This is a genomic window from Streptomyces sp. NPDC031111 (assembly GCF_055570675.1).
Genome location: NZ_JBVIGS010000002.1, coordinates 294,432 through 310,852 on the forward strand (window position 1 = coordinate 294,432; position 16,421 = coordinate 310,852).

Genomic DNA, 16,421 nt, shown 5'->3' on the forward strand with positions numbered 1-16,421 from the left:
TTGGCCGGGGGGTGGTCACGCAGCCCGGCGCTTACGGGGTGCCGCCCGCGCCCACCCTCCCCCACTCTCGGCTTCGCTTGAGCGGGGGCCCCATCGCCCCTGCGGCACGACTGCCCGCGGTTATCGTGGGAAGCGTTCGTATTCCTCGCTGGTCCAGAAAGGCCCTCGTCCCCATGGTGCAGATCAAGAGCCCTGAGCAGATCGCCAAGATGCGTGAGGCGGGGCTCGTCGTCGCCGCGATTCACGCGGCCACCCGTGAGGCCGCCGTGCCCGGGGCCACGACGAAGGATCTGGACCAGGTCGCCCGCAAGGTGCTCGCGGAGCACGACGCCAAGCCGAACTTCCTCGGCTACGGCGGCTTCCCCGCGACGATCTGCACCTCCGTCAACGAGGTCGTCGTCCACGGCATCCCCTCCGACGAGGTCGTCCTGAAGGACGGGGACGTCATCTCCATCGACTGCGGCGCGATCATCGACGGCTGGCACGGCGACGCCGCGTACACCGCGTTCGTCGGGTCCGGCCACTCCCCGGAGCTGATCGAGCTCTCCCGGGTGACCGAGGAGTCGATGTGGGCCGGTATCGCGGCCATGAAGCAGGGCAACCGGCTCGTCGACATCTCCCGCGCCGTCGAGACGTACATCCGCCGCCAGCCGAAGCCGGGCGGCGGCAAGTACGGGATCATCGAGGACTACGGCGGCCACGGCATCGGCACCGAGATGCACATGGACCCGCACCTGCTGAACTACGTCGACCGCAAGCGGGGCAAGGGCCCTAAGCTGGTCCCGGGCTTCTGCCTGGCCATCGAGCCGATGGTCTCCCTGGGCACCCCGAAGACGAAGGTCCTCTCCGACGACTGGACGGTCATCACCACCGACGGCACCTGGTCCTCCCACTGGGAGCACTCCGTGGCCCTGACGGAGCAGGGCCCCCTGGTCCTGACGGCCTCCGACGGCGGCAAGGCGAAGCTGGCGGAACTGGGGATCACGGCGGCTCCCGACCCGCTGGCGTGACCACGCCCGCTGCCGCGACCGCCGGTCGGAGGCCGGCGCAGCCGCCCGAAGCCTGTGAGGCGCCCCGGCGCCGAGCCCGCGGCGAGGACAAGCCGGCGGAGCCGGGGATCGCCGCGGCGCCGGATCCGGTCGGTTAAGGATCTCGGGCGTGGGGCAGGATCTCTCGATTCGTGTTTCCGGGTGCGCTGACGTAGACTGACTCGTCGGCTCTTGTGCACCCGCATGTCTGCATGTACTCACGGTGCACGCCAGAGTCGATCAAGGTAGTCGATTCGAAGGGCGAAGCGTGGCCAAGAAGCAAGGTGCCATCGAGATCGAGGGCACTGTCGTCGAGTCTCTTCCGAACGCCATGTTCAAGGTCGAGCTCCAGAACGGCCACCAGGTCCTGGCACACATCAGCGGCAAGATGCGTATGCACTACATCCGCATCCTCCCTGACGACCGGGTCGTGGTGGAGCTGTCTCCGTACGACCTGACGCGTGGCCGGATCGTCTACCGGTACAAGTAGATCTTGCCCGCGCCCCGGTTCGCCGGGGTGATGGCACTGACCCGGAGAACCTCACATCCCATGAAGGTCAAGCCGAGCGTCAAGAAGATCTGCGACAAGTGCAGGGTGATCCGCCGTCACGGCCGGGTCATGATCATTTGCGAGAACCCGCGCCACAAGCAGCGCCAGGGCTGACCGCAGCACGATCGACCCTCTGCGACTTTCCGCAGAAATTCGCGCGACGCGAGCAACACATGTTCATACGCAGGTCCCGAGCCCCTCGGCTCGACACCCCCGGCTCGGAGGCTGGGGACCCAGTTCGTACCTGGTACGGCGGCTGGGGTCCGGTCCTGTGGAAGACCTCCGACAATCAACTGGAGCCATTGAATGGCACGCGTTTCCGGTGTTGACATCCCGCGCGAAAAGCGCGTGGAGATCGCCCTCACCTACGTGTTCGGCATCGGCCGGACCCTTTCGCAGCAGACGCTGGCCGCCACCGGCGTCGACCCGAACACCCGCGTTCGCGACCTCTCCGAGGAGCAGCTCGTCGCGATCCGCGAGTACGTCGACAACAACATCAAGACCGAGGGTGACCTCCGTCGCGAGATCCAGGCCGACATCCGCCGCAAGGTCGAGATCGGCACCTACCAGGGTCTGCGTCACCGTCGCGGTCTGCCCGTCCGCGGTCAGCGCACCAGCACCAACGCGCGTACCCGCAAGGGCCCGCGTCGCGCCATCGCCGGCAAGAAGAAGCCGGGCAAGAAGTAGTCCTCAGCGGACTTCGCCGTCCAGCGGTCTTCGCTGTAGGACCGACCACCTCCCGTAGGAGTACAGATGCCCCCCAAGGGTCGTCAGGGCGCTGCCAAGAAGGTGCGCCGCAAGGAAAAGAAGAACGTCGCTCACGGCCACGCGCACATCAAGAGCACGTTCAACAACACCATCGTGTCGATCACGGACCCGTCCGGCAACGTGATCTCCTGGGCCTCCGCCGGCCACGTCGGCTTCAAGGGCTCCCGGAAGTCCACGCCGTTCGCCGCGCAGATGGCCGCCGAGTCGGCTGCCCGCCGCGCCCAGGAGCACGGCATGCGCAAGGTCGACGTGTTCGTCAAGGGCCCGGGCTCCGGTCGTGAGACCGCGATCCGCTCCCTCCAGGCCACGGGCCTCGAGGTCGGCTCCATCCAGGACGTCACCCCGACCCCGCACAACGGCTGCCGTCCGCCGAAGCGCCGCCGCGTCTGACGCACCGGCTCGGTCGGTCGGCTCCCTGCTGGGGGTGCGGGGGTCGCCCCCCGCAATGTCGCAGCACGGCTGCCGCCCGCCGAAGCGCCGCCGCGTCTGACGCCGCCGCGTCTGACGCACGGCCGCTTCGTTCGGCTTCGGGTTCCGGGCGGTACGGCTCGTAAGGGCCGTATCGCCCGTACCCTTGCAGTACCCGCACTTTTCACCGGGTGCGGTTTCCGTCGGACGTCAAATAGCGGGCGTCCACGAAAGAAGGATCTGATCCACACATGCTGATCGCTCAGCGTCCCTCGTTGACCGAAGAGGTCGTCGACGAATTCCGCTCCCGGTTCGTGATCGAGCCGCTGGAGCCGGGCTTCGGCTACACCCTCGGCAACTCGCTCCGCCGCACCCTCCTGTCGTCGATCCCCGGTGCCGCTGTCACCAGCATCCGCATCGACGGCGTCCTGCACGAGTTCACCACCGTGCCGGGCGTCAAGGAGGACGTCACCGACCTGATCCTCAACATCAAGCAGCTGGTCGTGTCGTCCGAGCACGACGAGCCCGTTGTGATGTACCTGCGCAAGCAGGGCCCGGGTCTGGTCACCGCCGCCGACATCGCGCCCCCGGCCGGTGTCGAGGTGCACAACCCCGACCTCGTCCTCGCCACGCTCAACGGCAAGGGCAAGCTGGAGATGGAGCTGACCGTCGAGCGCGGTCGCGGCTACGTCTCCGCCGTGCAGAACAAGCAGGTCGGTCAGGAGATCGGGCGCATCCCGGTCGACTCGATCTACTCGCCGGTTCTCAAGGTCACCTACAAGGTCGAGGCGACCCGTGTCGAGCAGCGCACCGACTTCGACAAGCTGATCGTCGACGTCGAGACCAAGCAGGCGATGCGTCCGCGTGACGCCATGGCCTCCGCCGGTAAGACCCTGGTCGAGCTGTTCGGTCTCGCCCGCGAGCTGAACATCGACGCCGAGGGCATCGACATGGGCCCGTCCCCCACGGACGCCGCCCTCGCCGCCGACCTGGCGCTGCCGATCGAGGAGCTGGAGCTCACCGTTCGGTCGTACAACTGCCTCAAGCGTGAGGGCATCCACTCCGTGGGTGAGCTCGTCGCTCGTTCCGAGGCGGACCTCCTGGACATCCGCAACTTCGGTGCGAAGTCCATTGACGAGGTCAAGGCGAAGCTGGCGGGTATGGGTCTCGCGCTGAAGGACTCGCCTCCCGGGTTCGACCCGACCGCTGCGGCGGACGCGTTCGGCGCGGACGACGACGCGGACGCGGGCTTCGTGGAGACCGAGCAGTACTAAGGGCTCGGGACCTTCGGTCCGTACTTGGCTGCCGGCCGGCTGTGGCTGGTCGCGCAGTTCCCCGCGCCCCTATGGGGCGCGGGGTCTCCGACAGACGACCGTCTGCTCGGATACTGACTCCGGTACCTGATACGGCCGGGGCAGACACCTAGGAGAAACACCATGCCGAGGCCCACCAAGGGTGCCCGTATGGGCGGCAGCGCCGCGCACGAGAAGCTGCTCCTCGCGAACCTCGCGAAGGCGCTGTTCGAGCACGGCCGCATCACCACCACCGAGGCGAAGGCGCGCAAGCTGCGTCCGTACGCCGAGCGTCTGGTCACCAAGGCGAAGAAGGGCGACCTTCACAACCGCCGTCAGGTGCTCCAGGTCATCACGGACAAGAGCATCGTCCACACGCTCTTCACCGAGATCGGCCCGCGGTACGAGAACCGTCCCGGTGGCTACACCCGCATCACCAAGATCGGTAACCGCCGTGGCGACAACGCGCCCATGGCCGTCATCGAGCTGGTCGAGGCGCTGACGGTGCAGCAGCAGGCCACCGGCGAGGCCGAGGCCGCCACGAAGCGTGCCGTCAAGGAGGACGCCCTCAAGAAGGACGAGGCCGTCGAGGCCAAGGCCGATGAGGCTTCCGCCGAGGAGTCGAAGGACGCGTAAGCGTTCTGCCGGGGGCTGTGTGGTGGCGGCTGCGGCTTCGTCGTGGCTTGTCGCGCAGTTCCCGGCGCCCCTTTGGGGCGCGTTGCGGGTCCGTTCCTTTCGAGGAGCGGGCCCGCTTTCGTGTCGGTGAGAGGATCTCTGTGTGAGTGACGAAGTGCAGCCGGGGTTCGTGCGGGTCCGACTCGACCTTTCCTACGACGGGACCGAGTTCTCCGGGTGGGCCAGGCAGGCCGGCGGGCGGCGGACCGTTCAGGGTGAGATCGAGGACGCCCTGCGGACCGTGACGCGGTCCGGCGGGACGACGTACGAACTGACCGTGGCGGGGCGCACCGACGCCGGAGTGCACGCCCGGGGTCAGGTCGCTCACGTCGATCTGCCGCGGGAGGTGTGGGCCGAGCACCACACCAAGCTGCTCAAGCGGCTCGCCGGGCGGCTGCCGAGGGACGTGAGGGTGTGGGCGCTGCGCGAGGCCCCGCCGGGCTTCAACGCCCGCTTCTCCGCGATCTGGCGCCGCTACGCCTACCGTTTCACCGACAACCCGGGCGGCGTCGACCCGCTGCTGCGCGGCCACGTCCTGTGGCACGACTGGCCGCTCGACGTCGACGCCATGAACGAGGCGGCCCGGGGGCTGCTGGGGGAGCACGACTTCGCCGCGTACTGCAAGCGGCGGGAGGGCGCGACGACCATCCGCACGCTCCAGGAGCTGAGCCTGGTGCGCGGCGAGGACGGCATCGTCACGGCGACCGTCCGGGCCGACGCGTTCTGCCACAACATGGTGCGCTCGCTGATCGGCGCGCTGCTGTTCGTCGGCGACGGCCACCGCCCGCCCGACTGGCCGGCGAAGGTGCTGGCGGCGGGCGTGAGGGACTCGGCCGTGCACGTCGTGCGCCCGCACGGGCTGACCCTGGAGGAGGTCGGCTACCCGGCCGACGAACTCCTCGCGGCCCGCAGCAAGGAGGCCCGCAGCAAGCGGACCCTGCCGACGGCCCGCTGCTGCTGAACCCGGTCGGGCCGCTCAGTCCTCCGCCCAGTCGGTGAGCAGCCCGGCCACGGCGGCCGCGGCCTCGTCGGCGTCACGGCCGTCCCCCCGGGCGCCGGGGGCCAGTTCCAGGTGGACGAAGGTCGCGTGCTGCCGCTCGGCGGCCCGGCCCTGGACGTTCGTCGTACCCTCCAGCGGGCAGCGCGCCGTCCAGCCCCGGCAGACCCGCAGGCCGTCCGACTCCATGCGGTCGGCCAGGGCGGACACCTCTCCGGGCGCGCTCTCCGCGGCGCCGGTGGACACGACGGCGTCGTACCGGTCCGTGGTGGACTCGGAGAATCCGTGCAGCTGGACGCCGGGCACCCCGCGCTTCTGGAGCTCCAGGACGATGCTGTGGAAGGCGCTGTCCTCGCGGTGGGCGACATCCGCGGCGTCGTCGTGTCCCGCCCTGCGGTGCGCGCCGGCCAGGACCAGCGCACCGCCCGGGGTGTCCTCCAGCAGGCGCACGCCGAGCGCCTCGGTGTCGCGGTCGGAGACGGGGTGCGGCACCTGCGCGTTCCAGCGGAGGCGGGAGTCCGCGTTCACATACAGCCGGCCCCATCGTGCGCTCTCGCCCGAGCCGGTGGCCGCGACCTCGTCGTAGCGGCGGCCGGAGTCGGTGTCGGTGAGCCGGGTGACACCGAGGCCGATCGGGGCGAGCAGCCGCTCGGCCTCGCGTGCGTCCCCCTCCAGCAAGTGCCCTACACCACGCGCCAGTTGTGCGCGCTGCTTGTCGTCGGGTGGTACGTAGGGGCCGTCGGGGTTCAGGTCCTCCGTGTACGACAGGACACGACCGCGCAGGTCGACCAGTTCCCGGGCCGTCGGTTCGGAGTCCTCGGCGGTGGGCTCGGAGGACTTCTGGCATCCCGTCAGAGCGAGGAGCAAACCGATCAGACCCAGAACATATACAAAGTGTGACTGTCTTGTAATGGTAAAGCCAGAGTTGCTTATGTGCGGCGTGTGAACATGTTTCGGTGACATTCCGTAAGTCTCTCCGTATGGGCCGTGCCGTGGCGATCCTGGTGGCCGCCGTGTCCCTCACCGCGGCCTGCGGTTCCGGGACGGTGGAGCCGCAGGCGAAGCCGGGTGGCCGCTCGTTCACCGTGGCCGCCTCGGGTGACATCCTCATCCACCCCGAGCTGGTCGAGCAGGCGGCCAAGGACGCCGAGGAGACCGGTGAGGGCGAGGAGGGGCTGGACTTCCGGCCGATGCTCGCCGGGGTGAAGCCGGTCATCAGCGCGGCCGACCTGGCGATCTGTCACATGGAGACGCCCGTCGGGAAGCCCAAGGGCCCCTTCGAGGGATACCCGGAATTCCTGGTTCCCCCGCAGATCCTGACAGCGATCAAGGATGTGGGGTACGACACCTGCTCCACGGCCTCCAACCACACCTACGACCACGGCATGAAGGGTGTACGGAACACCCTGAACGCCATGGACGAGCTGGAGCTCGGACACACCGGCTCCGCGCGCACGCCCGAGGAAGCGAAGAAGATCAACATCCGTGACGTCAACGGCGTCAAGGTCGCGCATCTGTCGTACTCCTGGGAGTCCTTCCTCAACCCCACGCCCGAGAGCAAGCGCTGGGCCTTCAACCGGAGCAGCACGGAGGAGATCAAGCAGGCCGAGAGCCGGGCCCGTGAGGAGGGGGCCGAGGTGGTGATCCTCTCGATCCACTGGGGCCTGGAGCACTACAACGAGCCGAGTGTGCCCCAGCTGGACCTGGCCGAGCGGATCACCGAGGAGACGGGCATCGATCTGGTGATCGGACACCACGCCCACGTGGTCCAGCCGATCCAGAAGGTCAACGGCACCTGGATCGCCTACGGCCTCGGCAACCAGGTGGCCCGCCACTCCTCCCCGACCGGGCTGACCGAGGAGGGGGCGATCGGCTGGTTCCAGTTCCGGGAGACGGCCGAGGGCTGGGACGTCACCGCCCGCTACCGCACCACGCTGATGGACATCCCGCCCGAGGTGGAGCCCGGCGAGAAGCTGCCCGAGGGCGCGGTCGAGGACCACCGGCTGGTGGACGTACGGGGCGTGCTGGACGAGCCCGGCGATCTCTCCGAGGAGCGGCTCGCCCGCTACCGGCTCGCGGAGGACCGTACCCGCGGCTTCCTCTACAACCGCGGTGCTCCGGGGGGCGACGGCCTGAAGCCGCTGTCCCTGGAGGAGTGACGAGCGCCACATACCTCTCCTTGCACTCAGAGCGCAACTTTTTCAGGGCTTATCAGTCTTTTGAGTGACGGCGTCGCACAACCGCGCGAGCGGTGTGTCCGGCGAGCGCTGGACACACCGCAGCAACCAAGGAAGAAGACCGGTGACATCGAGTCGTGCCGCGAACTCCGGGCGGACGGGGCGGCGCCGCAGCCGCAGACGTGCGGACATGCCGCTCCTGGGCGGCATCCGTCCCCCGATCGCAGTGCTCTGTCTGCTGATCGTCGCCCTGGCCGGTCTGACGGCGAAGGTCCTCGGACCCGGCGGTGACCCCGTGGTCCCCAAGGCCGTGCGGACGTCGCAGCAGCACTTCGCGGAGGACGGGGCCATCGCGCTCCGCGCCTCGATCGACGAGCGGGTCACGGACCTCCAGCGCACCGCCGCGGCGCTCAAGGAGGGGAAGCGGGTCGAGCCCGAGGACGTCCTGTCCGACCTGGGCAAGACGTACCAGAAGTGGACCGGCACCACGGTGCTGGACCTGGAGAGCGGGGACGTGCTCGCCGCACGCGGCGAAAGGATTCCGCTCGCCTGGCTCGACAAGGACGTCCTGACCGGGGAGCACGCCCTCAGCCCGCGCATGGTGCGGCTGGAGACCGGTGACGTCCGGCTGATGACGATGGCCGTCCTGGACTGGAAGGACCGGCCGCAGCAGCTGCTGATCGCCTCCAACAGCCTGTCCGTGCCGGCCATCAACCTCGGCCCGTTCCGCAGCATGGCCGTCGTGTCCCGGGACGGCGAGGTCCTCGCCACCGAGGGCTTCGAACAGTCCGAGGCCCTCAACTCCGATCAGGAGCGCGAGGAGCTCGAGTTCCTCCAGAAGCAGATGTCCCGGCTCTCCGACCAGGCCGCCGCCCGGACCGAGGAGCACCCCGTCAGCGCCAAGGAGCCCGGCTCCCACGGCTACCCGGGCGTCAGCGGGACCCTGCTGGGCGACGACTACAACGGCCGGGTCACCACCGCCGGATACGCCTCGCTCGCCTCCTCCGACCCGGAGGAGAAGGACAGCGTCGCCGCCGGCCTCGGGCTCACCGTGGTGGCCATGCTCCCCGTGGTCCAGCAGCAGAGCGCCGCCGACACCGGCCGGGAACTGTACGGACTGATCGCGGCCGGCGCCCTGATCGCGCTCGGCCTGCTGGCCGCGGCCGTGCTGTGGGCGGCCGTGCAGCGGCCGCTGCTGCGGCTCTTCCTGGAGTCCCGCCGACTCGCCCGGGGCGACCTCACCCGGCCCGTCTCGGTGCCCCGCTGGGGCGAGGCCGCCCGGATCGGCGCCGCCCTGGAACGCCTGCGGTCCCAGCTCAACGGTGCCGGCGAGGGGTCCGGCGCCGGGCGCGGCGGGGCCCGACTCGGCGTGCGCGTGCCGCTCGCGGTCACCGCCGTACTGCTGCTCCTGTGGTGCGTGCCCGTCGGCCTGCTGCTGAACCGCACCGACGGCTCGGTCAGCGTGCCCGCCACCATGGTCAACGACCAGCGCGACCGCACCGACCTGGTCGCCGACCGGGTCCGCCGGGCGCTGAACGAGGCCCAGGCCGACCTGGTCTCCACCTCTCGGCTGATCGACGCCGACGATCCCGACGCCACCGCCGACCTGCTCACCGACGCCCTGCGCGAGCACACCCGCTACCAGGCGCTGTACGTCGTGGACGACTCCGGCGAGGTCGTCGCCCGGGCCGGCGGCGACGCGCACGAGTGGAGCGACGACAAGGACCTTCCCCTGGTCCGGGTCTCCGGCAAGGGCGGCAAGAAGCCCGTGATCCAGGCCGGCGCGCCGGTGCCCGAGCACAAGGGCACCACCCTCGTCGGCGAGGTCCGCGTGGAGTTCCTGAACTCCCTGCTGAAGCGGCCCGGCCTCGGCGAGGTCCGGGTCGTCAACTCCGACGGCGACACCCTCGCCGCCAGTGACGGCTTCCTCGCCTTCGAGGACCTGCCGAACGACGCCCTGCCCGACCTGGTGCGGGCCGGCAACGTGCCGGTCGGCGCCGGGCCCGTCGAGAACGGCCTGCTCATCCGCGAGGGCGGCAGCGTCACCGTCGCAGCCGCGGCCCCCTTCTCCGGTGGCGGTGTCGCCTCCGACCTCGGCTGGACCGTCGTCAGCTGGCAGAACGCCAAGCACTTCCAGATCGCCGCCTACGAGCGCGAGGACCGCAGCGTGCTCGCCGGACTGCTCGGCCTCGCCGCGATCGTCGTCTGCCTCGGCTGGGTGTACCTGGTCGTCGCCCGGCCGCTGCGGGCCCTGGCCGCCAGTGCCGAGAAGCTCGCCGACGGCGACCTCAAGACCGTCCACTTCCCCCGCTACCAGGACGAGGTCGGGGCCGTCGTCCGGAGCCTCGAACTGATCCGCCAGCAGTTGCAGGCCCGCCGACAGAACCAGGCACGCCGGTCCACCGAGCCCCGGCTCGGCGCCGGAGGAAGGTGACCCCGCCGTGCTCTACCTGTACTTCGTCCTGCTGGTCGGCAGCCTGTTCCTGCTCGCCGCGGGCATCGTGGAGCAGCGCAGGCACTACGCCGCCCTGCACTCCATCCCGTCCCGCGTGCTCGTCAACGGCATCCGCGGCAAGTCCTCCATCACCCGGCTGTGCGCCGGCGCGCTGCGCGGCGGCGACCTGGTCACCGTGGCCAAGACGACCGGCACGGCCGCCCGCTTCATACACCCCGACGCCACCGAGGAGCCGGTCTACCGCAAGTTCGGCATCGCCAACGTCGTCGAGCAGATCGGCATCGTCCGCCGGGCCGCCACCTACCGCCCCGACGCCCTCGTCATCGAGTGCATGGCGGTCATGCCGGCCCTCCAGGAGGTCAACCAGAGCAAGCTGATCCGCTCCACGATCGGCGTGCTGTGCAACGTCCGCGAGGACCACCTCGCCGAGATGGGCCCCACCCTCGACGACGTGGCCCGCTCGCTGTGCCGCTCGATGCCCGAGGACGGCATCTGCGTCACCGCGGAGAAGGAGCGCTTCCACATCCTCCAGGAGGAGGCGGACGCCCGTAACTGCAAGCTGATCTACGCCGACCCCGAGATGGTCACCGACGAGGAGCTGCGCGGCTTCAGCTGGTTCACCTTCAAGGAGAACGTCGCGATCGCCCTCGTCGTCGCCGAGCTGCTCGGAGTGGAGCGCAAGGTCGCCCTCCAGGGCATGTACGACGCGCCGCCGGACCCGGGCGTCCTCTCCGTGGAGCGCTACGTCGCCCCCGACGGCAAGCGGGTGGCCTTCGCCAACGTCTTTGCGGCCAACGACCCCGAGTCGACGCTGATGAACATCAACCAGCTGCTCGACCTCGGCGCGATCCGGCGCCCGCTCAACGTCGTGATCAACTGCCGTCCGGACCGCGTGGAGCGCAACGGGCAGATGGGCGAGATCATCCCCGATCTCCAGCCGGACAACGTGTTCGTCATCGGGCACCCCTCCAAGAGCGCCATCGACGCCATCCCCGCCGAGTGGCGGGACCGGGCGGTCGACCTGGGCGGCGAGCGGCGGTCCGCCGACGAGTTCATGCCGGCCCTGCTCGGCCGCATGTCCGACGGTTCCTCCCTGGTCGCCATCGGCAACATCCACGGCCAGGGCGAGGAACTCCTGGAGTACCTGGCCGAACTCCCGGCGGACGACAGCGACACCGGCGACACCGCGCCGAGCCCGGCCACTCCGGCCCCGGTCCAGACCCAGCGCCTGGACCCGTACGCGTCCTACCCGACGGCGTACGAGGAGCGCTACCAGGCGTCGCAGACCCAGGAGATCCCGGTGGTCCGCATCCCGGCCCAGCCGACCGGGCCGTACGGACAGCACGGCGGGCAGGGACAGCAGGGGCAGCACCAGCACGAGCAGTACCAGCAGTACGGGCAGGGGCAGCAGTACGCCGCGGCCCCCGAGCCCTACCCGTACTACGACGACCCGTTCTTCGCCGACCCGCAACAGCCCCGCCACGACGGAACCCGGTATCCGACCGCCGAGGGCGGCGGACCGACCCCGCGCCACTGACCACCCGCGGGCCGCCCGCCACGCCCACCCCGTTCACCCGCCCGGAGACCCCGTTGACCACCGCCGCACTGACCCCCGAGATGGCCGCCCTGGGCATCGCCATAGGCCTGTTCTTCTCGCTGCTGTGCTACCTGACCACCAATCTGTCCCCCGGTGGCATGATCACGCCGGGCTGGATCGCGCTGACCCTCATCGAGGACCTCCAGCGCGCGGCCATGATGGTGGGCGTCACCGCGCTGACCTACGCGGGCACCAAGATCATGCAGCGGCTGGTGATCCTCTACGGCAAGCGGCTCTTCGCCGCGGTGGTGCTGCTGGGCGTGCTGCTCCAGGCCACGGTGATGATCGTGCTCTCGATCGAGTTCCCGCTGCTGTACGGCAACCAGACCCTCGGCTTCATCGTGCCCGGCCTGGTCGCCTACCAGATGGTGCGCCAGCCCAAGGGCGCCACCCTGCTGGCCACGGGCACCGTCTCCCTCATGGCGTACATCGTCGTCGCCGCCGGGCTGCTGCTCGGCGTCATGCCCACCGTCTGAGACCCACTGACCAATGACAACGGAGGAATGAACGGTGGCAGGGAAAGCGAAGAAGAAGTCGCGTCCGGTCGTCTCCGGACTCGTGGTGCTGGTGCTCGTCGCGACCTCCGGTTACCTCACCCTGGAACTGCGCAAGCAGGAGGAGCCGGGCGTCACGGAGGTCAAGAACGTCGGCGTCCTCGACGGGGGCGGCGACTCCGGCGGCAGCTCCAAGGAGAAGGGCGAGGCGCGCTGGTCCCGGCTGGAGAACCCCGCGCGCTCCGTCCTGCGCGACGGCAACGGCAGCATCCAGGCCGTCTTCACCGACGGGGCGCGCACCGCCACGCTGACCGGACCGGCGCGCACCTTCGAGGAGCCGACCTCGACGTCCTCCAAGGTCTCCACCACGGACTGGGTCCGGCTCATGCCCGAGGTGTGGGAGAAGGGCGCCGAGAAGGAGAAGTGGTTCAAGGAGTGGTACGCCGAGTACCGGGACAGCAAGGAGGACGACCTGTTCGCCTTCGCCTTCCAGTACGTGGCGGGCGCCCCGCAGAAGAAGGACGAGCAGGGCATCGCCTACGCCGGTGACGCGAACTTCGGGCCGCTGAACACCAGCGGCGCCGAGGGCGGCGACCTGCGCCTGGAGCAGTCCGACTTCTACGACTACCTCGGCGTCCAGTACCCGTTCCGGGACGGCACGATCGGCACCCCGGAGACCATGCGCGCCAAGTCCCTGGACTGCTCCGGCTTCATCCGCATGGTGCTCGGCTACCGCGCCCGCTACCCGCTGATGTCCTCGGACGACGCCGGCGACGGTCTGCCGCGCACCGCCAACGGCATGGCCCGCTCCAAGGAGGGCCTCGACGTGCTTCCGCTGACCGGGGTGTCGCCGGACGACCGGCCGTCCAACATTGACCAGCTCCAGCCCGGCGACCTGGTCTTCTTCAAGCTCGACGCCCGTACCAAGGACCGGCTCGACCACGTGGGCATGGTGCTCGGCTACGACACCGAGGGCCACCTGATCTTCGTGTCCAGCCGGGAGGAGGTCAACGGCCCGACCATCGGTGACATCGGCGGTGTCTCCCGACTGGACGGCAACGGCTACTACGCCAAGACGCTGCGCAGCGCCAAGCGGCTGTGACGTCCCGGCCGCGCGGCGGCGGCTACTCGTTCGCCGCCGCCGACGCCTGGGCCTCGCCGCGGCGGTGGATCTGGCGGAACGTGAACGTCTGGAGGTCGTCGCCCGTGGAGAAGACGGCCGTGTCCTTCGCCGTCACGTCCTTGCCGTTGGTGAAGCCGGCCAGGGTGAAGTAGGCGTAGCGGCCGTAGGAGTTGGTGGTCGAGCGGCAGACCGCGCCGGCGCAGAAGTCCTTCACGCCGCCGCCCGCCAGCGACTTCACGATGCTCTTCTTGTCGGCCTGCTGCTTGGCCTTCGTCGCCTGGGCCTCGGTGTCGAAGACGGCCACGCCGACCGTCACCGCCACGTTGTCCTTGGTGTAGGTGACCCGGATCAGGCGGGTGCAGTCGTTGTCGTCCAGCACCTTGGGGAGCGTGGCCTTCGCGGCCGAGGCGCAGTTCCCGGTGTCGGCCGTCGGGCCCTTCTTGTACACCGTCTCGCCCATGGTCAGCTGAGTGCCGGGGAAGAGGATGTCGGGGCTCAGCGGGGCCTTGTCCTTCTTCGCGCTGGCGATGAAGTCCTTCGGGTCCAGCGGGGGCGGGGCGCTCGTCGGGGCGAACGACGGGACCGTACCGCTGGCGCTCGGAATGTCGGCGGTGCCGGGCAGTTGGGAGGAGGCGCCCGGGGAGGCCTCACCGCTGCCGTTCGCCGAGACGACGGCGACCGCCACGGCCGTGCCTATCGCTACGGTGGCGAGCGCACCGCCGCCTATGAACAGCAGCCGGCGCCGCTTGGCGCGGGCCTCGGAGGCGTCGGCGAGCGCGGCCCAGTCGGGTGACTGGCCGGAGCCGCCGCTGTTCCAGGGCTGCTGCGAATTCGGTTTCCAGGGATCCCACTGCTGCTGAGGTCCCCCCTGCCCAAAACTCATGGGGCGCATCTTAGACGGGGCTTGGGGTGTGCTGGTCCCGGTCAACGGGCGCTGTAGGGCCTAGCGTTGCGCGCATGGTGACGGGCAAAAGCGACATCTCCGGGTGGTTGGTGCGACCCGCGAACCGGTATCTGTGGGCCGGACTCGTGGCGGTGCTGGGCGCGCTGACGGTGCATACGGTGCTGGTGACCTCGGACGGAGGGATGGACAACGCGATCGTCGTGGACGCCGCGCGGACCTGGCTGGACGGTGGTTCGCCGTACGACGACCGGCACTTCCTCTACTTCCCGAGCGCGGTCCTGGCCGCCGCCCCGCTGGCGCTGCTGCCGCGCTCCGTGCTGGACGTGCTGGTGCCGGTGGCGGTGGTCCTCGCCCTCGCCCTGGGCTGGGCCTGCGCCCTGCGGCTGCACCGCGTACCGCTGCGCAGCAGGCTCGCCGTCCTCGGGCTGCTGGGCCTCGCGGCCGGCTTCGCGCCGCTCGGGCAGCTGGTGCGGCTGGGCAACTGGACGGTGACGGCGGTGCTGGCGCTGCCGTTGTGCCTGCTGCTGGCGAGCCGGGGGCGGTGGGTCGCGGCGGGCGCGGTCATCGGGGTGGCCGTGGCGCTGAAGCCGCTGCTCGCGCCGATGGCGCTGCTGTTCCTCTTCGCGCGCCGGTGGCGGGCGCTGGCCGTGCTGGTGCTGATCCCCGCGGTCGCCTCGGTCTCGGCGGCGCTGCTGCTGCCCGACCCCACCGGCTTCCTCACCCGCACCCTGCCCTTCCTGCTGAGCGGCGACGACGCCTTCGTACGGCTCTACGAGGCCTCGCCGGCGGCGGTGCTTCCCCGGCTGGGCGTGCCGGAGGCCCCGGCCGTGCTGCTCGGGCTGCTCGCGGCCGCCGCCGGGGTGGTGTGCGCCCACCGGCGCTGGCGTGGGCCCGGCCCCGTGGCGCCGCGGCTGGCGGAGACGTCCGCGGCGCTGATGCTCTCCGCGTTCCTGGTCTCGCGGCCCTCCTACAACCACTACCTCCTGGTCGTGCTGCCGCTGCTGCTCGCCGGGCTGCCGTACGCGGGGGCGGTGGCGCGGCGGCCCTGGTTCTGGCTCGCCCTGGTGCCGCAGCTGCCGGGGGTGACCTGGCCGTGGCTGGAGTCGCCGCGGCGCCGCGCCTTCCGGGACGCGTTCACGCTGTGCGTGCTGGCGGTCACGGTCGCGGATCACTGCGTACGGGGGACGAAGGAGACGGAGGGCCCGCGCGAGGCGAGGGGGGAGCGGCGCGCGGCCGTAGAATCGGCGTAGTCCACCCGGGACGGGCTCGTTTTGACCCGTCCGGCCGAGGGTGGGTATCCTGCATGTTCGTTGTGTGTAGTGGCTTACTCATTCTCACGTGAGGGGCCCTTACACCGGTCCACCGGGCCGATGACCAGCGACCAGCACGCGGTTTGCGTCACCGCTGTGCGGTCAGGGCTGTCGTGATCGTCTTCGGTGACCTTGTCAGGACCATTCACTGAAGAAGCGAAGGCTACGAACCGTGCGTACGTACAGCCCCAAGCCCGGCGATGTGACGCGCCAGTGGCACGTCATCGACGCTCAGGACGTCGTCCTGGGCCGTCTGGCCTCCACTGCGGCCTCCATCCTGCGCGGCAAGCACAAGCCGATCTACGCGCCCCACGTCGACACCGGTGACTTCGTCATCATCATCAACGCGGACAAGGTGCACCTGTCCGGCAACAAGCGGACCCAGAAGATGGCGTACCGCCACTCGGGCTACCCGGGTGGTCTGCGCTCCGTCCGTTACGACGAGCTGCTCGACAAGAACCCCGAGAAGGCCATCGAGAAGGCCGTCAAGGGCATGCTTCCCAAGAACACCCTGGGCCGTCAGATGCTCTCGAAGCTGAAGGTCTACTCGGGCGACCAGCACCCGCACGCTGCCCAGCAGCCGGTGCCGTTCGAGATCACCCAGGTCGCGCAGTAAGTCCGGCCACCCCCTAAGACTGAACAG

Annotated in this window: 17 protein-coding genes; 15 read left to right on the plus strand and 2 right to left on the minus strand. The window is 70.0% G+C overall.

Annotated features, from left to right (window positions below):
• Positions 1 to 173 precede the first annotated feature (173 nt).
• The 8 genes from map to truA all read left to right on the plus strand — a co-directional run bounded on the left by map (position 174) and on the right by truA (position 5,682).
• Positions 174 to 1,010, plus strand: a complete 837-nt coding sequence (gene map, locus ACZ470_RS05115; RefSeq protein ID WP_468424519.1) for a type I methionyl aminopeptidase — start codon at positions 174 to 176, stop codon at positions 1,008 to 1,010.
• 286 nt (positions 1,011 to 1,296) lie between these two features.
• Positions 1,297 to 1,518, plus strand: coding sequence for a translation initiation factor IF-1 (gene infA, locus ACZ470_RS05120; RefSeq protein WP_003948620.1), 222 nt, complete (start codon positions 1,297 to 1,299; stop codon positions 1,516 to 1,518).
• A gap of 60 nt (positions 1,519 to 1,578) precedes the next feature.
• Positions 1,579 to 1,692 (plus strand): 50S ribosomal protein L36, encoded by a 114-nt coding sequence (gene rpmJ, locus ACZ470_RS05125; RefSeq protein WP_004984509.1) that lies wholly within the window; start codon positions 1,579 to 1,581, stop codon positions 1,690 to 1,692.
• Positions 1,693 to 1,884: 192 nt separating this feature from the next.
• A complete protein-coding gene (gene rpsM, locus ACZ470_RS05130) occupies positions 1,885 to 2,265 on the plus strand; it encodes a 30S ribosomal protein S13 (protein WP_004984507.1) in 381 nt (126 codons plus the stop codon).
• A 66-nt stretch (positions 2,266 to 2,331) separates the two neighbouring features.
• Positions 2,332 to 2,736: a 30S ribosomal protein S11 gene (gene rpsK / locus ACZ470_RS05135; RefSeq protein ID WP_003956432.1), complete on the plus strand. Its 405-nt coding sequence runs from the start codon at positions 2,332 to 2,334 to the stop codon at positions 2,734 to 2,736.
• Positions 2,737 to 3,005: 269 nt separating this feature from the next.
• Complete coding sequence (locus ACZ470_RS05140; protein ID WP_003966937.1) at positions 3,006 to 4,028, plus strand: DNA-directed RNA polymerase subunit alpha; 1,023 nt, start codon at positions 3,006 to 3,008, stop codon at positions 4,026 to 4,028.
• Positions 4,029 to 4,190: 162 nt separating this feature from the next.
• Entirely contained in the window at positions 4,191 to 4,682 is a 492-nt protein-coding gene (gene rplQ, locus ACZ470_RS05145; RefSeq protein ID WP_468424521.1) for a 50S ribosomal protein L17, read from the plus strand.
• A gap of 142 nt (positions 4,683 to 4,824) precedes the next feature.
• A complete protein-coding gene (gene truA, locus ACZ470_RS05150; protein ID WP_468424523.1) occupies positions 4,825 to 5,682 on the plus strand; it encodes a tRNA pseudouridine(38-40) synthase TruA in 858 nt (285 codons plus the stop codon).
• 15 nt (positions 5,683 to 5,697) lie between these two features.
• Here the strand turns inward: truA and ACZ470_RS05155 are convergent, their stop codons facing one another.
• On the minus strand, positions 5,698 to 6,585 hold the full coding sequence (locus tag ACZ470_RS05155; RefSeq protein WP_468424524.1) for a hypothetical protein: 888 nt from the start codon (positions 6,583 to 6,585) through the stop codon (positions 5,698 to 5,700).
• Between the two features lie 113 nt (positions 6,586 to 6,698).
• Between ACZ470_RS05155 and ACZ470_RS05160 the strand changes: the two genes are divergently transcribed.
• The 5 genes from ACZ470_RS05160 (at position 6,699) to ACZ470_RS05180 (ending at position 13,543) form a co-directional block, all read left to right on the plus strand.
• Positions 6,699 to 7,877 (plus strand): CapA family protein, encoded by a 1,179-nt coding sequence (locus ACZ470_RS05160; RefSeq protein WP_468424526.1) that lies wholly within the window; start codon positions 6,699 to 6,701, stop codon positions 7,875 to 7,877.
• Positions 7,878 to 8,085: 208 nt separating this feature from the next.
• Positions 8,086 to 10,329 (plus strand): HAMP domain-containing protein, encoded by a 2,244-nt coding sequence (locus tag ACZ470_RS05165; protein ID WP_468425183.1) that lies wholly within the window; start codon positions 8,086 to 8,088, stop codon positions 10,327 to 10,329.
• Between the two features lie 7 nt (positions 10,330 to 10,336).
• Positions 10,337 to 11,887, plus strand: a complete 1,551-nt coding sequence (pgsB, locus tag ACZ470_RS05170; protein ID WP_468424527.1) for a poly-gamma-glutamate synthase PgsB — start codon at positions 10,337 to 10,339, stop codon at positions 11,885 to 11,887.
• A 53-nt stretch (positions 11,888 to 11,940) separates the two neighbouring features.
• Complete coding sequence (locus ACZ470_RS05175; RefSeq protein WP_184761006.1) at positions 11,941 to 12,423, plus strand: poly-gamma-glutamate biosynthesis protein PgsC/CapC; 483 nt, start codon at positions 11,941 to 11,943, stop codon at positions 12,421 to 12,423.
• A gap of 34 nt (positions 12,424 to 12,457) precedes the next feature.
• A complete protein-coding gene (locus ACZ470_RS05180) occupies positions 12,458 to 13,543 on the plus strand; it encodes a C40 family peptidase (RefSeq protein ID WP_468424529.1) in 1,086 nt (361 codons plus the stop codon).
• Between the two features lie 22 nt (positions 13,544 to 13,565).
• On the opposite strand, the gene ACZ470_RS05185 is transcribed toward ACZ470_RS05180, so the two are convergent.
• Positions 13,566 to 14,447: a hypothetical protein gene (locus ACZ470_RS05185; protein WP_468424531.1), complete on the minus strand. Its 882-nt coding sequence runs from the start codon at positions 14,445 to 14,447 to the stop codon at positions 13,566 to 13,568.
• Between the two features lie 74 nt (positions 14,448 to 14,521).
• On the opposite strand from ACZ470_RS05185, the gene ACZ470_RS05190 reads away from it, so the two are divergent.
• Both ACZ470_RS05190 and rplM read left to right on the plus strand, forming a co-directional pair.
• Entirely contained in the window at positions 14,522 to 15,718 is a 1,197-nt protein-coding gene (locus tag ACZ470_RS05190; RefSeq protein WP_468424533.1) for a glycosyltransferase family 87 protein, read from the plus strand.
• A 232-nt stretch (positions 15,719 to 15,950) separates the two neighbouring features.
• Complete coding sequence (rplM, locus tag ACZ470_RS05195) at positions 15,951 to 16,394, plus strand: 50S ribosomal protein L13 (RefSeq protein ID WP_004927173.1); 444 nt, start codon at positions 15,951 to 15,953, stop codon at positions 16,392 to 16,394.
• The last annotated feature ends 27 nt before the right edge of the window (positions 16,395 to 16,421 follow it).

Bases quoted from the DNA above. Each gene is read 5' to 3' on its own strand.
- ACZ470_RS05185 (WP_468424531.1), bottom strand. From the start codon at position 14,447: ATGAGTTTTGGGCAGGGGGGACCTCAGCAGCAGTGGGATCCCTGGAAA.
- ACZ470_RS05165 (WP_468425183.1), top strand. From the start codon at position 8,086: ATGCCGCTCCTGGGCGGCATCCGTCCCCCGATCGCAGTGCTCTGTCTG.
- map (WP_468424519.1), top strand. From the start codon at position 174: ATGGTGCAGATCAAGAGCCCTGAGCAGATCGCCAAGATGCGTGAGGCG.
- rpmJ (WP_004984509.1), top strand. From the start codon at position 1,579: ATGAAGGTCAAGCCGAGCGTCAAGAAGATCTGCGACAAGTGCAGGGTG.
- rpsK (WP_003956432.1), top strand. From the start codon at position 2,332: ATGCCCCCCAAGGGTCGTCAGGGCGCTGCCAAGAAGGTGCGCCGCAAG.
- ACZ470_RS05140 (WP_003966937.1), top strand. From the start codon at position 3,006: ATGCTGATCGCTCAGCGTCCCTCGTTGACCGAAGAGGTCGTCGACGAA.
- ACZ470_RS05160 (WP_468424526.1), top strand. From the start codon at position 6,699: ATGGGCCGTGCCGTGGCGATCCTGGTGGCCGCCGTGTCCCTCACCGCG.
- rplQ (WP_468424521.1), top strand. From the start codon at position 4,191: ATGCCGAGGCCCACCAAGGGTGCCCGTATGGGCGGCAGCGCCGCGCAC.
- rpsM (WP_004984507.1), top strand. From the start codon at position 1,885: ATGGCACGCGTTTCCGGTGTTGACATCCCGCGCGAAAAGCGCGTGGAG.
- ACZ470_RS05190 (WP_468424533.1), top strand. From the start codon at position 14,522: ATGGTGACGGGCAAAAGCGACATCTCCGGGTGGTTGGTGCGACCCGCG.